Here is a 13,582-nt window from a genome sequence, read left to right on the forward strand (position 1 = left end):
AAGGCTGTCATTGTTGGCAGGGCAGAACCAGCGTGAGCTGCGTGCGGCCATCTGAAAGCACATCATAATTGAGCGAGCCATGATGAGATTTCGCGATGGACTCGGCAATGCTCAGGCCAAGGCCGCTGCCCTCAACACTGCTGCCGTGAGCGGGATCTCCACGAAAGAAGCGCTCAAAGACACGCTTGCTCAGCTCTCGAGAGAGGGCGTGACCGGTGTTGATGATGCGGAAGACGGCCTTGCCCTCCTGACGGGAAAGAGCGACCCTGATGCTGCCATCTTGTTGGTTATGCTTCACGGCATTGTCAGCGAGGATGATCAGGAGCTGGCGCAGCCGCATGCGGTCACCGAGCACTGCGACCGGCTGGCAGGAGTCCAGGACAGGAGCAATGCCCTTCACTGAAGCCAGATGCGAGAGATCCTCCATGAGATCACGGACGAGATCGTGCAGCGGCACCTCCGTGAGAGCGGCATCCAGCAAGCCGGCGTCCGCCTTGGCGAGAAACATGAGCTGGCCAACGATGCTGGAGAGCCGCTGCACCTCCTCCAGCATGGATGTGAGCCTCTCACGCTGGGCAGGAGGTGTGGCATCATCTCCCATCATCTGTTCCAGCGTGCCATGCAGGATGGTGAGCGGCGTCTTCAGCTCATGCGAGGCATGCAGAGTGAACTCGCGTGACTGGGTGAAGGAGTTGCCGAGGCGCTCCTTCATGTGATTGAAGACCGTGGTCGTGCGGTCGAGCTCATCACCGTTGCCACTGCGCGGCACAGGTTGGGAGAGATTCGAGATGTCTGTTTTCTCCAAGGCTTCTGTCAGTTCCTCAATGGGGCGCAACGCGCGGCCCATGAGCAGGCTGCCACCGATGATCCCGAGCAGAATGGCCGGGATGCCGCCCAGCAAAACGATCTCGAGAGCCTCCTGAAGAGGACTCTCCTTCAGAACAGCGGAGATCCCGCCCTCCAACACCACATTCCGCTGCTCATTGAACTCAAACCAGCTCAAGAAAGCCACAAGCACGAGGGACACACTGAGTGTGACGGCATAGTAGGAGACGATACGGCGGCGCAGGGTCATGACTGGTGACGGAGAGCGTAACCCAGACCGCGCACGGTCTGGATCAAAGGCTGCGGACGGTCGCGATCCACCTTCTCCCGCAGCCTGCGGACATAGACGTCCACGAGATTGGTGCCTGGATCGAAGTCATACTCCCAGACGGTGCCGATGATGTCACGACGACTGACCACGCGGCCTTCCGCCTTTAGCAGGCACTCGAGCAGCAGTCTCTCACGCCGGGAAAGTTCCACGCGTTTCCCTCCCCGGCGCGTCTCACAGGAGGCCGGATCATAGGTCAGGTCAGCGATCGAGAAGACGGTGTGCTTTGCCACGCTTTGACGGCGCAGCAAGGAGCGCAGACGGGCCAGCAGCTCTGATATGGCAAAGGGCTTGGGCAGATAGTCATCCGCCCCCGCATTCAGCCCCTCCACGCGCTGCTCCACCTCGCCACGGGCGGAGAGCATGATGACCGGCGTGACATTGCCAAGACGGCGCATCTCCCGCACAAGGCTCAAGCCGTCACGACCTGGAAGCATGATGTCCACCAGCAAGGCCTCAAAGCGTTCCCGCAGCGCACGCTGCAGGCCGGCTTCGCCATCATTCACCACATCCACCTCAAAGCCTTCCTGACTGAGCGCCCCGGACAGCAGGGCGGCAGTTTTCCTGTCATCTTCGACAATGAGGATCTTCATGGACAATCAGAGGAATGAACTGCTTATGATTGCACCTTCATTCCGCCAAATGACAGCTTTTTCATTCATTCGAAGCCAAATGGCGGGCCTCGTCCGCGTTCCCGCAGCAGACTAACATTCTATGAGATCATTTTTGCTCTGCCACGCCGTCATGCTTGTGCTCATCTGCGGCTTGGCGCATGCCGCAGAACCTCGGCCACTGGTCCGGACGGCACAGAGCGGACCGTGGTCTGACGCGGCCACCTGGGCTGGTGGCAAGCTGCCATCCGCAGGGGCGAGTGTGCAGATCCGCCCCGGGCACACGGTGACGTATGACATCGTCGCGACAGAGGCGGTGCGTGCTGTGTATGTGGGTGGCACACTGACTTTCGCACGCGACCGGGACACGCGACTGGATGTGGGCTTGATCAAGATCCAACCGGGTGACGACACCAGCGAGGAAGGCTTCAACTGTGACGCTCACCTGCCCGTGGCAGACCCCACAAAGCCGAAGCCCGCGCTCGAAGTGGGCACCGCCGACAAACCCATCGGCGCTGATCATAAAGCACTGATCAGGCTGGTGTACTTTGAGGGCATGGACAAAGAGTCCCTGCCAGCCGTCGTGGATTGTGGCGGACGCATGGAGTTCCATGGTGCGGCGATGAGCCACACCTGGGTGAAACTGGGGTCTCCAACCAAGACAGGTGACACTGAGATCTCTCTCGCCGAACCGGTGACGGGCTGGCGCGCGGGCGACCGCGTCATCTTGACCTCGACCACCCGGCAGACCAAAACGGACGAGAAGACCTTCCGGCCCACCGTGCGTGATCTGACCCAGACCGAGGAGCGCATCATCCGGGAGATCCGGGGCACGACGCTGATCGTGGACCGGCCGCTCGATCATGTGCATGTCGCGCAGGATGGGTATCGCGGTGAGGTGGCCAATCTAAGCCGCAATGTCGTGGTCGAATCTGCGGATCCTGCACAAGCACGCGGTCACACGATGTATCACCGGGATTCCTCCGGTGCCATCAGCTACGCGGAGTTCAGGCATCTGGGAAAGGAAGGTGTGCTGGGACGCTACAGCCTGCATTTCCATCTGGCGCGTGACACCATGCGCGGTGCCTCCGTCATCGGAGCCAGCATCTGGGACAGTGGCAATCGCTGGATCACCATTCACGGCACGGACTATCTGGTGGTGAGAGACTGCGTGGGCTACCAAAGCGTGGGCCACGGCTTCTTCATGGAAGACGGCACGGAAGTCTTCAATGTGCTGGACCACAATCTGGCCGTGCAGGCCTGTGGCGGGAAGCCGCTGCCACAGCAGGTGCTGCCTTTTGATCACAATGAAGGAGCTGGCTTCTGGTGGGCAAACAGCCTGAACACTTTCACGCGCAACGTGGCTGCTGAATGCGATGAATACGGCTACCGCTTCGATGCCACGGCCACTCCTGAATTCTCACTGACACTCCAGGTGCCAGGGCCTGACGGCAAACGCACGGCCACCGACATCCGCACCCTGCCGTTTGTGCGCTTTGACGACAACGAGGCGCACTGCCAGCGCAGGCATGCCTTTAATTTCGGCGGTTTCGGAACCGCTCCACGGAGCCCGAATGATCGTGGACCCAAGGCTGGGGTGGCTGGCGTGGGGCCTGACAATGAGCACCCTTTTGTCATCCGCCGCTACAAGGCCTGGGACGTGCACTGGGCGCTGCATCCACGTCCACCCAGCGTGATGATCGACGGTCTCGATGTGCATCATGCGCACTATGCCCTGTGGTTCGCAAACTATGACCGGCATGCCTACCGGGATGTGCGTCTCAACGACATCTCCGTGAATCCAGATTTCCAACCGGTGGGCAAGCAGCCCACGGCGGCGGAGTATCCCGGAGAGCTCAAGCCTGTGGATGATCATCCACCGCAGACCATCATCACGCACGTGATCCCGCAGCCTGACGGATCATGGAAGGTGCGCGGCACTGCGACGGACAATGGCGAAGTCAAACAGGTCGTGGTGAACGGTCTCGAAGCGAAGGCGCAGCGCGGTGACTTTGCTGAATGGGAGGTGGTCATTCCGGCGGATGCCGCCAAGACCCGGCTGCAAAGCAAAGCGCAGGACAAGGCAGGAAACCTGGAGTCACACGCTCACACGCTGGGCCAGGTGGGCGGAGTCTGGCAGCCGATGAATCCGGCCACCACGACTGCGATGACGTCTCCCTGATCCGCGCGCAGGCAGATCACTGACGGGCCTGCACGGCCTTGTGGGCGGTCTCCTGCAGATAGCGGGCGAAGCTCGCATCGAGACCTTTTGGCACGAAGGTGTTTCCCACCGCACTCTCGCCGAACAAGATTTCATACCAAACGCAGGCGCCGAGGTACTCGCCGGCCATGTTCGCATGGTGACCGTCCATGCCGAGCACGATCTTGTCACTGGTCTTGGACTTCGACCAGCGCCAGCCGACGTGCAGAGAGTTCTTTTGGTTCGGCAGTTCCGGCTGCTTCGCTTTCTTCGGGTCAAAGGCGGTGTCCGTCTGGTAGGCCCAGGCCGGGTCATTGTCCACGATGTGGAAGGCATCTCCGGTGGGGATGATGCGCGCGCCGAACTCCGCGGCGAGCTTGTCATAGGAGGCGCGCAGGCCCTGGTACATCTCGTCCTGCGTCTTGGGCTCGCCTTCCTTGGTGGAGGGCTTGGTGAAGCGTGGATCATCCTTCCGATATTCCCAGGTCTCATGCACCAGCAGCTTCGCCTTCGGCGCGTGCTGGGAGACGTAGTCACGCAGCCATCCTGCATGAGGCTGATAGGTGCTGAAGTCGTGACTCTTGATGCTGGCCTGCTGGATGGTCACATAGTCCCAGGTGTCCGCCGCAAGACTTTCCTTCAATCCGAGACCACTGCCGTAGACTCCTGCCTTGTCCTTGGGATCGGCCTCATGCTTCTGCGCTTTCTCCGCATGCACCTGGAAGGAAGAGCCCCCGATCACGAGAGGCCGATGAATCAACGTATGGCCGCCTGCTTTCGCGAGTTCGCCAAGATGACGCGTGGCATTGGCGGAGAAGCTGTTTCCAATAGTCAGCAAGCGAACGGTTTTAGGCTCTCCAGCATGAGCAGAGACGAGGAGAAGCAGGGAAAGGGAGAGCGTGAGGGCGAATTTCATGACGGGGGTGCAACAAGAGCAGCATCACTGAACGTGAAAAGACGGGAATTTTTGCTTCGAGTTGGACTCTCAGCCGGGACGCTTATGAAACACCTCATCCCCACCCTGCTGTTCATCGCCACCACGGCTCTGGCCGCGCCTCCGGAAGATTTCACCGTCAAATCTGCCACGGACAAGAGCAGTTTCACCCTCAAGGACGCACGTGGGAAGTTTGTGGCGATTCATTTCCTGCTCAAGACCGAGTGTCCGCTGTGCCTGCGCCACACGCGCGACTACATGACAAAGGCCTCCACCCTGCCCAATGTGGTCCAGGTCTTTTTGAAGCCTGACACTGACAAGGAGATCGAGGCCTGGGCCACCAAGCTGCCTGCGGAGGAGCTGGCCAAGCAACCCATCTACCGCGATCCGAACGCGAAGCTGGCCAAGGCCTTTGACATTCCGGATGGCTATCAGTTTCACGGACAGGTTGTTCACTATCCAGCGACCGTCTTGATCGGACCCGATGGCAAGGAGGTGTTCCGCCATGTGGGCAAGAGCAACAGCGACCGACTCTCCTTCGAAGCTCTGAGCGCAAAGGTGGCTGAGCTGGCTCCCAAATCTTGATGCCAGCGGGCGAGTGGCTTTGATTGACAGCGCAACTCCGCACGATGAGGGACGGCATGTTCACCCATGCGCACCCGTGTCCTCCAGCAGGAGCTGCTCGAAACCTATCCCGATGATCATCCGGACGCCATCACGGGGCGCGAAGATCTGCTGCTGGTCAATGCGGTGATGGGAAATCACCGCTGGATGGAGAGCATGCTGCGGCAGCACTACCAGCCCGGCTGGAAGGTCACGGAGATCGGCGCGGGTGATGGGGCGCTTTCACGCCGGTTCGTGGAGGCAGGCATCTGCGAGGCATCGTGCTTGCATGCTTTCGATCTGGCTGGCCAGCCCGCCAGCTGGCCGCGTGAGGCGGTGTGGACACAGGGGGACCTGTTTCAGCAGCCGCTGCCGGACAGCGAGGTGCTGATCGCGAATCTCTTTCTTCATCACTTCACTGATGAACAGCTTCGGGAGATCGGCAGGCGCGTCCCGCCGAGGACGCAGATCATCCTGGCAGCCGAGCCTGAGCGACGCTGGATGCACACGGTGATGGGGTGCTTCTTCAGCTGGCTGGCGGAGCTTCACCCCATCACGCAGTTTGACATGCAGGTGAGCATACGCGCCGGCTTCAGGGATGATGAGCTGCCCCGCAGCCTGGGGCTGGATGAGCGGGACTGGCAGTGGCAGTGCAAGGCCACACCACTGGGAGGTTATCGTCTCATGGCCGTCCGCCGCCTAACCAAAAGCATTACTTAGACGCGACAGCTTCAGGGGGGGATTCCCGAAGGCGGGGTCACAGGCGTGACAAGATTCACATGATGTGCGCCACCGCATGAACGATCCGGCCAAAGCGCACGTTCATGAGATCATGATGAACCGCCGCGCCCTCCTGAGCACAGCCACCACCGCCGCCGTCGCCACCACCATGTCTCCCCGCATCACAAGCGCGGGCCAGTTCACCGGCAAGATCAGGAAGTCTCTCAAGTGGGGCATGGCGCAGAAGGCAGCCCAGGGCATGAGTTTGACGGAAGCTTTCAAAAAGCTGCGAACCTGCGGCTATGAGGGCATTGAACCCAGCCTGATCGGCCATGTGACAGAGGAGAATGCCGCGGAGTGGATCACGGCGAGCAAGGAGAGCGGCCTGATCATCGATGGCACTGTGGGCGGACGCGCGGAGGGCCTGGAGGCAGGCATCGACCTCACGAAGAAACTCGGTGGAGACTCCATGCTGGTCGTGCTGGCGTATCCGGCAGACCAACCGCTCGGGCAGACCTGGAAGGAGTCCGTGGCGCGCATGAAAGCCGCCGCGCCACACGCGGAGAAGCAGGGCATCAAGATGCTCATCGAGAACGTCTGGAACACCTTTCTCATCAGCGCCTATGACATGGCCCGTTTCATTGACGAAGTCGGCAGTCCCTGGGTCGGTGTGCATCTGGACATTGGCAACCAGATGCGCTGGGGCATCGCGGAGCACTGGGTGGAGGTGCTGGGCAAACGCAGCGGCAAGCTGGATGTGAAGGAGTACCATCTGGACAAGGCGATGAAGGAAGGCATGCGCAAAGGCTTCGACACACCGCTCGGAGAAGGCAGCATCAACTGGCCCGCTGTGCGCGCTGAGCTGGCGAAGATCAACTTCACCGGCTGGGCTGCCGCCGAGGTCAAGGCAGGAGACTGGGACTATCTCGCCGACGTGGCACGCCGCATGGACAAGGTGCTGGACCTTTGAGTTGGGTTGTTCTCGGTTCGCTGCTCCCGGTTTTATCATTCCAATGCTTCCGGGCACTTTCCTCAAGGCACCTCGACTCTGAGTCGCAGAAACTTCGCCCCGCCCCCCGTCATGGCGGGAACGAGACGCACGGTCACCGTTTCCGTCACACCGTCGCCGGTCGGCACCACGCTGAGCACTTCGACCTCCGCTCCCGCAGGCTGCCAGGTGGCCAGCGTGCTGGAGGTCTCCAGATGATACTGCACGCCGGATGGATTCGAGATCAGGCGGTGATAGCTCAACGTCAGGTGCCGCTGCCCTGTGCTGCCGTCCGTCTGCACGCCCGTCTGGGGCAGCATGCTGAGGCCGGACATGCCCGGGGCATGGAAGGCATACTGCAGAAGCCCGCCCACGCCGTTCCCATCCGTGTCTGACTCAGGATCTGCCAGATGCAGGATGCTCCACTGCTCGCTGCGTGTGTTCGGTGGCACGGCGTTGTCGCTGGCGGAGATCGTGAAACTGGTCACACCATTCGTTAGGCCACTGACGTTGTGCGTCCAGGCGGCAAACGCATTGGCAGAGGAGACACCACTGCCATTGACAGAAACCGACGAGACACCGCTGGGGTCCGTGCCGCTGCCCTGCAGCGTCAGATGGTCCATCAGCACCACGCCGCCGCTTCCCGGTGTCAGCAGCAGATCCGGAGGAGTGGCATCTTGCGTGGAGCGCTGCGGCTCAGACCAGACGCCTGTGAGGCCGGCGCTGCGGGACCGCACACGGTAATGATAGATCTGCCCGTCCGTCAGACCGCTGTAACCCCGCTGCGTGTCCGTGACGAAGCCTGTGGAGACCGCGTCGCTGAAATTGCTCAGCGACGCCTTTTGCAATTCGTACTCATAGCCCGCACCCAGGGAGTTCCACGTGATCGTGTTGCTGGTGCCGCCGGTGTAAAGAGGCTCGGCAGCCAGGACCACATCATTCACGGCCACGATGTCCAGCGGAGATGAAAGGCCTCCCAGGGCCGGATTGGAGGTGTGCGCAGCTTTCAGCCAGGCATCTGTGGCCACAGTTTGCACAGTCACACCGCCGCTCCAGGACCCATGGCTGAAGGTGCCACTCAGCGCCGGAGTCATGGGCAGCGCCGAAACGGCGCGGGTGAAGCGCAGATTGGGCACCGTATTATGGGAAGAGCCTGGCGGCGAGGTGCCTGCCCACGTCAGGGGATCGCCATAGAAGCTGTCTGAGCGAAGCGCCAGCGTGCGGTCCTGGGTGGTGATGGTGCTGCGCACGGTGCCATCACTTGAGAAGTCGTTGTTGTCGAAACTGATGTCGACCATCAGGTTGCTCGTGCCGTTGTAGTCAAAGGGCGTGACGAAGGTGATGGTGTTCCAGCCGAGCGTGGAGATGGACACATTACCGCTGAAGACCGTGGTCCAGCCGCTGCTTTCCCAGTTACGATCCGTGACCGGGTAATACGTGCGCGTGGTGTGCTTCAGCCGGATGGTGAAGTCTTTGAGCGTCTGCCCGGGCAGCTTCGTCACGTCCAGCGCCAGCGAGACGAGCCCGCCCGCAGCCCCTACCTCCGCAGGAGTGTAGATGCTCTGCATGCGAGCGTCATGGTAGTGGCAGGCCAGAGGATAAAACCACCCATAGGTTCCCGTGCCCGTGGTGGTGGGCACCGGCTGCGCGCAGGCAGAGAGGGACACCTGGCCGGTGAAATTGGGGAGCTCATTGTCCCAAACGTCATGCGCGGTGACACGGCTGACAAAGCTGGTGCCGCGCGCAGCCACCTCCGGCACACTGGACCAGGTGAAGTGGTGCAGATCACCCACCGGAGCCACCGTGAAGCTCCAGACGGGTCCGGAGCGCGTCTGGGCACCGAGGTGTGAGATCACCTTCCAGTAGTACGTCACTCCCGGCTCCAGCCTGGGCAGCACCAGTGCTGGAGATGTCACGGTGCCGATCAGCTCCACTGGCACCACTTCGGTGCCGAAAAGCACCTCATAACTCTGCGGCACTCCACCGGTGGCAGGATGGTAGCTCCACGCCAGATCACTCTCCGGATGAGTGGGTGAGTTCAGGTGCGCGGGGGAAGGATTTTGCGGGGCCGCAGGCTGCTCATCATCCGCCACCGTCATGCCGAGCTGGCCTGAGGAATAGCCTGCCGCGCTCGCGGTGACGATGACCGTCTGGTCACCGTCGACCAAGGCATCATCCACCATCGTCAGGTCAAAGCTGGCCGAGCTCGTGCCTGCCGCCATCACCAGCGTCGCCGGCACCTGCAGTTCCGTGGTGTCACTGGAGACCAGGGTGACCGTCAGCGGACTGACCAGCGTGCCTGGCACCGTGACCACACCTCCCGGCACCGTGCCCACGCTCTCCAGAGTGGGTGAGATCAGCGCGACGGAAAGCTGCCGGGATTCATTGTCCAGCACCTGGGTGCTGGCATTCGCCGCAGGCCAGCCAGTCACAGTGGCCGTGACCGTCACGCTCTGCGGCCCATCCAAAAGTGTGTCTTCCGGCATCGTCAGCGTGAAGAAGGCCTGCGTCTGGCCCTGAGGGATCGTCACCGTGGCCGGCACCACCAGCTCCGTGACATCATTGGAACTGAGGTTGATCGTGATGGGCACCCCTGCGGCGGCAGGCAGGCTGACACGCGCTTGATTGGAGATGGCAGCACCACCCTCCGTCACGCTGGCAGGCAGCGTCAGCGTCATGTTCGTCGTCTCATTGTCATTCACACGAACCGTGGCGCTGGAGCCCGGCCAGGTGGACGCGCTTGCGGTCAGGGTCACGGTCTGGGTCCCGTCGATCCGCGTGTCGTTGATGGGCAGGACAGTGGAAAAGTTCACCTCGGTCTGCCCGGCCAGAATCGTGACCGTGGTGGGAAACTGCACCTCCTCGCCCGGCCGGTCAGAGGTCAGTGTGATCACCAGGTTGGAGGTCGGCGCCGGTGCCACCGTGACGGATGACGATCCCGGCGCCACACCTTCCGTCATCGTGGCCGGCACCAGCAGACGCAGCTGCTTGTCAGGCACGGCACTCAGCTCGATGTCATCAATGTTCCAGCCTGACTGCGGATAGGCATCCGAGGTGGTCACCTCATGCTTCCAGCGGATCCACATCTGGCTCTGCCCGTCTGTCAGAGAGGCCAGGTTATGCTCCACAAACGTCCACGCACTGTCACGCGGCGTGCTGATGTTATTCTGCCAGGCCACATTCCAGGTGGACCCGTTCGTGGAGACCTCCACGCTGGTGACCACCCACGGCTGGAAGTCGGCGTTCAGCCAGCGCTGGTAGCGCAGCTTCGCTCCATGTTTTCCGCTGATGCTGAAAGGTCCCGCGAACAAATATTGCGGATTGCTGCTGGCCACGGCGTAGTCGCCGTTCAGGTTGATGCCGAAGACCTTGGTGCCCGTGGCTCCCGAGGTCGGATCTGGATTGCCAAAGCTCTGCCCGCCCTGGCCGGTCGGCGTGCCATGAGCCCACTCACCTCCGCGTATCCAGCCCGGGTCCGTGTCCAGGTTCGTGCTAAAAACCGGCGGCGCGTTCACCTCCAGGTATTGCATGCGTGTCTGCACACGATTGGAGGACGTGCTGGTCAAGGTCAGCGTGGCGACATGCGTGGCGGCCAGCAGCAGATTCGCACTGCTGTTGAGCGTCACCGTGACCTGCGCGTTCGCACCGGCCGCCAGCGTGCCGCTGGTGGCTGAGAGGGTGACCCAGGTGCGGTTGGAGCCCAGTGTCCAGGGCCGCGGGACATTGCTGTTGTTCGTCAGCGTGAGGATCTGCGCCGCCGGCGTGAAGGGGCCGCCCACAGGCCCGGCCGCGCTCAGGTGATTCGTCGGCGTGACCAGGATGTCATTGCTGGCCAGCATGGCGTTGTAAACGTTCAGGCGGCCTCCCGTCACACATTTGCCGGTCAGGGAAGCCAGCGGGTTCACGGTGTTCATCACCAGCTCGCGTAACTGCAAGTGTGTCAAAGCTGGCTTGTAGCTCTTCAACAGGGCGCAAGCGCCTGTCACGTACGGTGCCGCCATGGAGGTGCCGTCTTTAGAGCCATAGGTGCCGCCGGGAAGCGTGCTGTAGATCTCATTTCCAGGAGCTGCCAGATCCACCTTGGTGGCGCCAAAGTTGGAGAAGGAGGCGAGGCCGTCCGTGCGCGTCGTGGCGGTCACGGAGAGGATGTTCACGCTGTCATACGCGGCGGGATACGCAGGATACTGGTCCACATCCAGCGAGTTGTTCCCGGACGCTGCCACAAACAGGATGCCCTGCTCATGCGCCTCGTCGATGGCATCCTTCATCGCCTGGGTGTAGGTCGTGCCCGTGTAGGAGTTCGAGGTCATCGTCACCCCCAGGTCCGTCGCGTAAGATATCGCCTCCGCGCCATCAGACTCAAAGCCATTGCCGCTGGAGTCGAGGAACTTCAGGCCTAACAAAGAGATCTGCCAGCACACACCGCCCACGCCGGTGCTGTTGTTGCCGCCGCCTGCGCCGTCATGATGTGATCCGGCTCCACCACCAGCACATGTTCCTCCAGCTTGGAAAGGCGCGAGATCGCACGCGGCACCGTGTCCGTCTTCGGCTCTGCAAAAGCCACCAGCCAGAGTCCGGAGGCCGGCATCCGCTTCCGCACGCTGGCGCCACCATCTCCGAGGACCTTCAGCAGTTCCGCCTCGGGCATTTTCGGGTTCCGCAGCTTCACCATCACATGATCACCCACCATCGCGTTTTGCCTGACCAGGCGGTCTCCCTGCGGCGTGCGCACGATCTCATCCTCCACCCGCAGCACGGGATACTTGAACGACTCGTCCCGCACCAGGCGCACGCGGCGAAGCAGCTTCTCCCCGGACGCCGTCTTGACCTCCGTCTGCTGGCTGGCCAGGACCTCGGCTTTCGCGAACTTGTCCACGATCTCACGCCCCTCGGAGGGCAGGGCTGACTTTTGGGCGGACATGGACGCCGACATGACTCTGGGCACCGGTGACACCTGGGAAACAGACAACCTTTCAGCGGCTGCCAGCGGCACTCGACCGCCCTCTCCCCGTCCCATGAGCCATCCCAGCAGCGCGGCGAGCGTCGCCAGCCCGATCAAGCCATGGAACAGGCGTTTCATTAACGTGGAGGGGAATCACGGCGGGGGGGCCGTGGTAGTCAGACAAACGGGGGTGTGGTTTGTTGAAGCTGTTTTACACCCGAAGCCCCCTCCCCGGCAATGGCAAACCCTCAAAACCAGTGGCTTACGGCGGCCCCGCCTGCGTTTGAGGTGGGTCTGAGGCTGGCGTGAATTAGGACTGGGGGATTCCTGGCCTCTCGCCGACAAATAGCCCGGATCGATCGGGTTCCCGGTGCGTGGCGTTTTTCCGAGCCATGAAAACTGTCAAGGTTTTGCACACTGGCCCCGTTTCATTTCATCTCCTCAAGGCGAGGAATGGGCCTCCAAGTTTCGTGAGCCTGTCTTTGGATTATAGTAGCCTTCTACCTCTACAAAGTAATCACCAAAGGCAATCATTTCGACGTCGACCCGCGCGTAAGTATCGTCGTCAAAATGCACGAAATATGATCGCCTAGTAGAATCAACCCATTGAGGCCGTGCAATGGCTTGGTCCATGTCCACTATATCGCTTAGCGCGTAACCAACCGATGGAGCTTCAAAGTCAAGATTTCCGGCTCGCTGCTGAATCTTGCCGGAAACGGCACGAACTTCAAAGCGCCAAGAGAACCGACCGTCGGCTGTTTTGCTCTCTGCACTTTTACAGGATAACCATATTTTGTGGTTTGCCCCGTGATCTTGGTCAAGCGCAACCTCGATTGGCTCTCCAGTTCGTTTCAACTGCCGGGGCTTGGCCTTCAAATGTACCAGAGCTTCGCTAGGTCCGGGCTTGTAAAGGTAGAAGACAATCGGCCTAGAAGGATCAGGTTCGTGAATTCCATCGCCGACACCTGCGACATAACTAAATCCACGTTCTGAAAACATCCCGCTTTTTTGCCCCGGGAATAGGTGGATAAACCCCGGCCTATTGACACTAACGAACAAACGTATTCCCTTCGATTGCAGAGTAAAGTTGCCCGCATCATCGGTCTTTGTCGCTACCTTGGTGGTACTACCCAGCGTAGCAGTCGCCGACCCCGCAACAGTTGCATTCGCCACAGGGGTGCCATGCTGATCAATGACTCGCCCATAAAATGTAATCGGCGTCGCAAAAGCTACCGCCATGCGCACGTTGGAGGGCAATTCGGAGCGAGGGGACGATGGCTTGTTGGGCGACGGGGACACCAACTCGGCAGGCGGTCTTACCGGTATAGCGACATCATTTTCGCTGGCAGCGAGAGGTGCTGGCTTGGGGCCAACCCAATACAGCAAAGAAGCAATTGCGATGAGCGCTAAAGCAATGAGAGCCTTTTTCAT

The 13,582-nt window shown here is 61.0% G+C and carries 10 protein-coding genes; 4 read left to right on the plus strand and 6 right to left on the minus strand.

Going from position 1 to position 13,582, the window contains the following annotated elements; translation table 11 throughout:
- Positions 1-7: 7 nt before the first annotated feature.
- Together BGE01nite_RS12220 and BGE01nite_RS12225 are read right to left on the minus strand one after the other, a co-directional pair.
- Positions 8-1,075, minus strand: a complete 1,068-nt coding sequence (locus BGE01nite_RS12220; protein WP_146850746.1) for a sensor histidine kinase — start codon at positions 1,073-1,075, stop codon at positions 8-10.
- Positions 1,072-1,746 (minus strand): response regulator, encoded by a 675-nt coding sequence (locus BGE01nite_RS12225; RefSeq protein WP_146850747.1) that lies wholly within the window; start codon positions 1,744-1,746, stop codon positions 1,072-1,074. The genes BGE01nite_RS12220 and BGE01nite_RS12225 overlap by 4 nt, the downstream gene beginning before the upstream one ends.
- Before the next feature lie 121 nt (positions 1,747-1,867).
- Between BGE01nite_RS12225 and BGE01nite_RS12230 the strand changes: the two genes are divergently transcribed.
- On the plus strand, positions 1,868-3,946 hold the full coding sequence (locus BGE01nite_RS12230) for a G8 domain-containing protein (protein WP_146850748.1): 2,079 nt from the start codon (positions 1,868-1,870) through the stop codon (positions 3,944-3,946).
- Positions 3,947-3,962: 16 nt separating this feature from the next.
- Here the strand turns inward: BGE01nite_RS12230 and BGE01nite_RS12235 are convergent, their stop codons facing one another.
- Positions 3,963-4,880, minus strand: coding sequence for a DUF4886 domain-containing protein (locus tag BGE01nite_RS12235; RefSeq protein ID WP_146850749.1), 918 nt, complete (start codon positions 4,878-4,880; stop codon positions 3,963-3,965).
- Between the two features lie 84 nt (positions 4,881-4,964).
- On the opposite strand from BGE01nite_RS12235, the gene BGE01nite_RS12240 reads away from it, so the two are divergent.
- The 3 genes from BGE01nite_RS12240 (at position 4,965) to BGE01nite_RS12250 (ending at position 7,191) form a co-directional block, all read left to right on the plus strand.
- Positions 4,965-5,483, plus strand: a complete 519-nt coding sequence (locus BGE01nite_RS12240; protein WP_170266747.1) for a peroxiredoxin family protein — start codon at positions 4,965-4,967, stop codon at positions 5,481-5,483.
- Between the two features lie 66 nt (positions 5,484-5,549).
- Positions 5,550-6,221, plus strand: a complete 672-nt coding sequence (locus BGE01nite_RS12245) for a class I SAM-dependent methyltransferase (RefSeq protein WP_146850751.1) — start codon at positions 5,550-5,552, stop codon at positions 6,219-6,221.
- Between the two features lie 76 nt (positions 6,222-6,297).
- Positions 6,298-7,191 carry a sugar phosphate isomerase/epimerase family protein gene (locus BGE01nite_RS12250; protein WP_146850752.1) on the plus strand — a complete coding sequence of 298 codons (894 nt, stop codon included), beginning with the start codon at positions 6,298-6,300 and terminating at the stop codon, positions 7,189-7,191.
- 62 nt (positions 7,192-7,253) lie between these two features.
- Here BGE01nite_RS12250 and BGE01nite_RS12255 read toward each other — a convergent pair whose 3' ends face one another.
- The 3 genes from BGE01nite_RS12255 to BGE01nite_RS12260 form a co-directional block, all read right to left on the minus strand.
- Complete coding sequence (locus tag BGE01nite_RS12255; RefSeq protein ID WP_246145716.1) at positions 7,254-11,630, minus strand: S8 family serine peptidase; 4,377 nt, start codon at positions 11,628-11,630, stop codon at positions 7,254-7,256.
- The gene (locus BGE01nite_RS28975; protein ID WP_170266749.1) at positions 11,606-12,289 is read right to left on the minus strand and encodes a hypothetical protein; all 684 of its coding nucleotides are present in this window, start codon (positions 12,287-12,289) and stop codon (positions 11,606-11,608) included. The genes BGE01nite_RS12255 and BGE01nite_RS28975 overlap by 25 nt, the downstream gene beginning before the upstream one ends.
- A 303-nt stretch (positions 12,290-12,592) precedes the next feature.
- Entirely contained in the window at positions 12,593-13,582 is a 990-nt protein-coding gene (locus tag BGE01nite_RS12260) for a carboxypeptidase-like regulatory domain-containing protein (RefSeq protein ID WP_146850754.1), read from the minus strand.

It is taken from the genome of Prosthecobacter gellanilyticus, from assembly GCF_007992435.1.
GTDB classification, from domain to species: domain Bacteria; phylum Verrucomicrobiota; class Verrucomicrobiia; order Verrucomicrobiales; family Verrucomicrobiaceae; genus Prosthecobacter; species Prosthecobacter gellanilyticus.

What these genes read in the sequence shown, in the direction of transcription:
- BGE01nite_RS12245 (WP_146850751.1), top strand. Translation starts at nt 5,550, where the DNA reads ATGCGCACCCGTGTCCTCCAGCAGGAGCTGCTCGAAACCTATCCCGAT.
- BGE01nite_RS12250 (WP_146850752.1), top strand. Translation starts at nt 6,298, where the DNA reads ATGAACGATCCGGCCAAAGCGCACGTTCATGAGATCATGATGAACCGC.
- BGE01nite_RS28975 (WP_170266749.1), bottom strand. Translation starts at nt 12,289, where the DNA reads ATGAAACGCCTGTTCCATGGCTTGATCGGGCTGGCGACGCTCGCCGCG.
- BGE01nite_RS12260 (WP_146850754.1), bottom strand. Translation starts at nt 13,582, where the DNA reads ATGAAAAAGGCTCTCATTGCTTTAGCGCTCATCGCAATTGCTTCTTTG.
- BGE01nite_RS12230 (WP_146850748.1), top strand. Translation starts at nt 1,868, where the DNA reads ATGAGATCATTTTTGCTCTGCCACGCCGTCATGCTTGTGCTCATCTGC.
- BGE01nite_RS12235 (WP_146850749.1), bottom strand. Translation starts at nt 4,880, where the DNA reads ATGAAATTCGCCCTCACGCTCTCCCTTTCCCTGCTTCTCCTCGTCTCT.
- BGE01nite_RS12240 (WP_170266747.1), top strand. Translation starts at nt 4,965, where the DNA reads ATGAAACACCTCATCCCCACCCTGCTGTTCATCGCCACCACGGCTCTG.
- BGE01nite_RS12220 (WP_146850746.1), bottom strand. Translation starts at nt 1,075, where the DNA reads ATGACCCTGCGCCGCCGTATCGTCTCCTACTATGCCGTCACACTCAGT.
- BGE01nite_RS12225 (WP_146850747.1), bottom strand. Translation starts at nt 1,746, where the DNA reads ATGAAGATCCTCATTGTCGAAGATGACAGGAAAACTGCCGCCCTGCTG.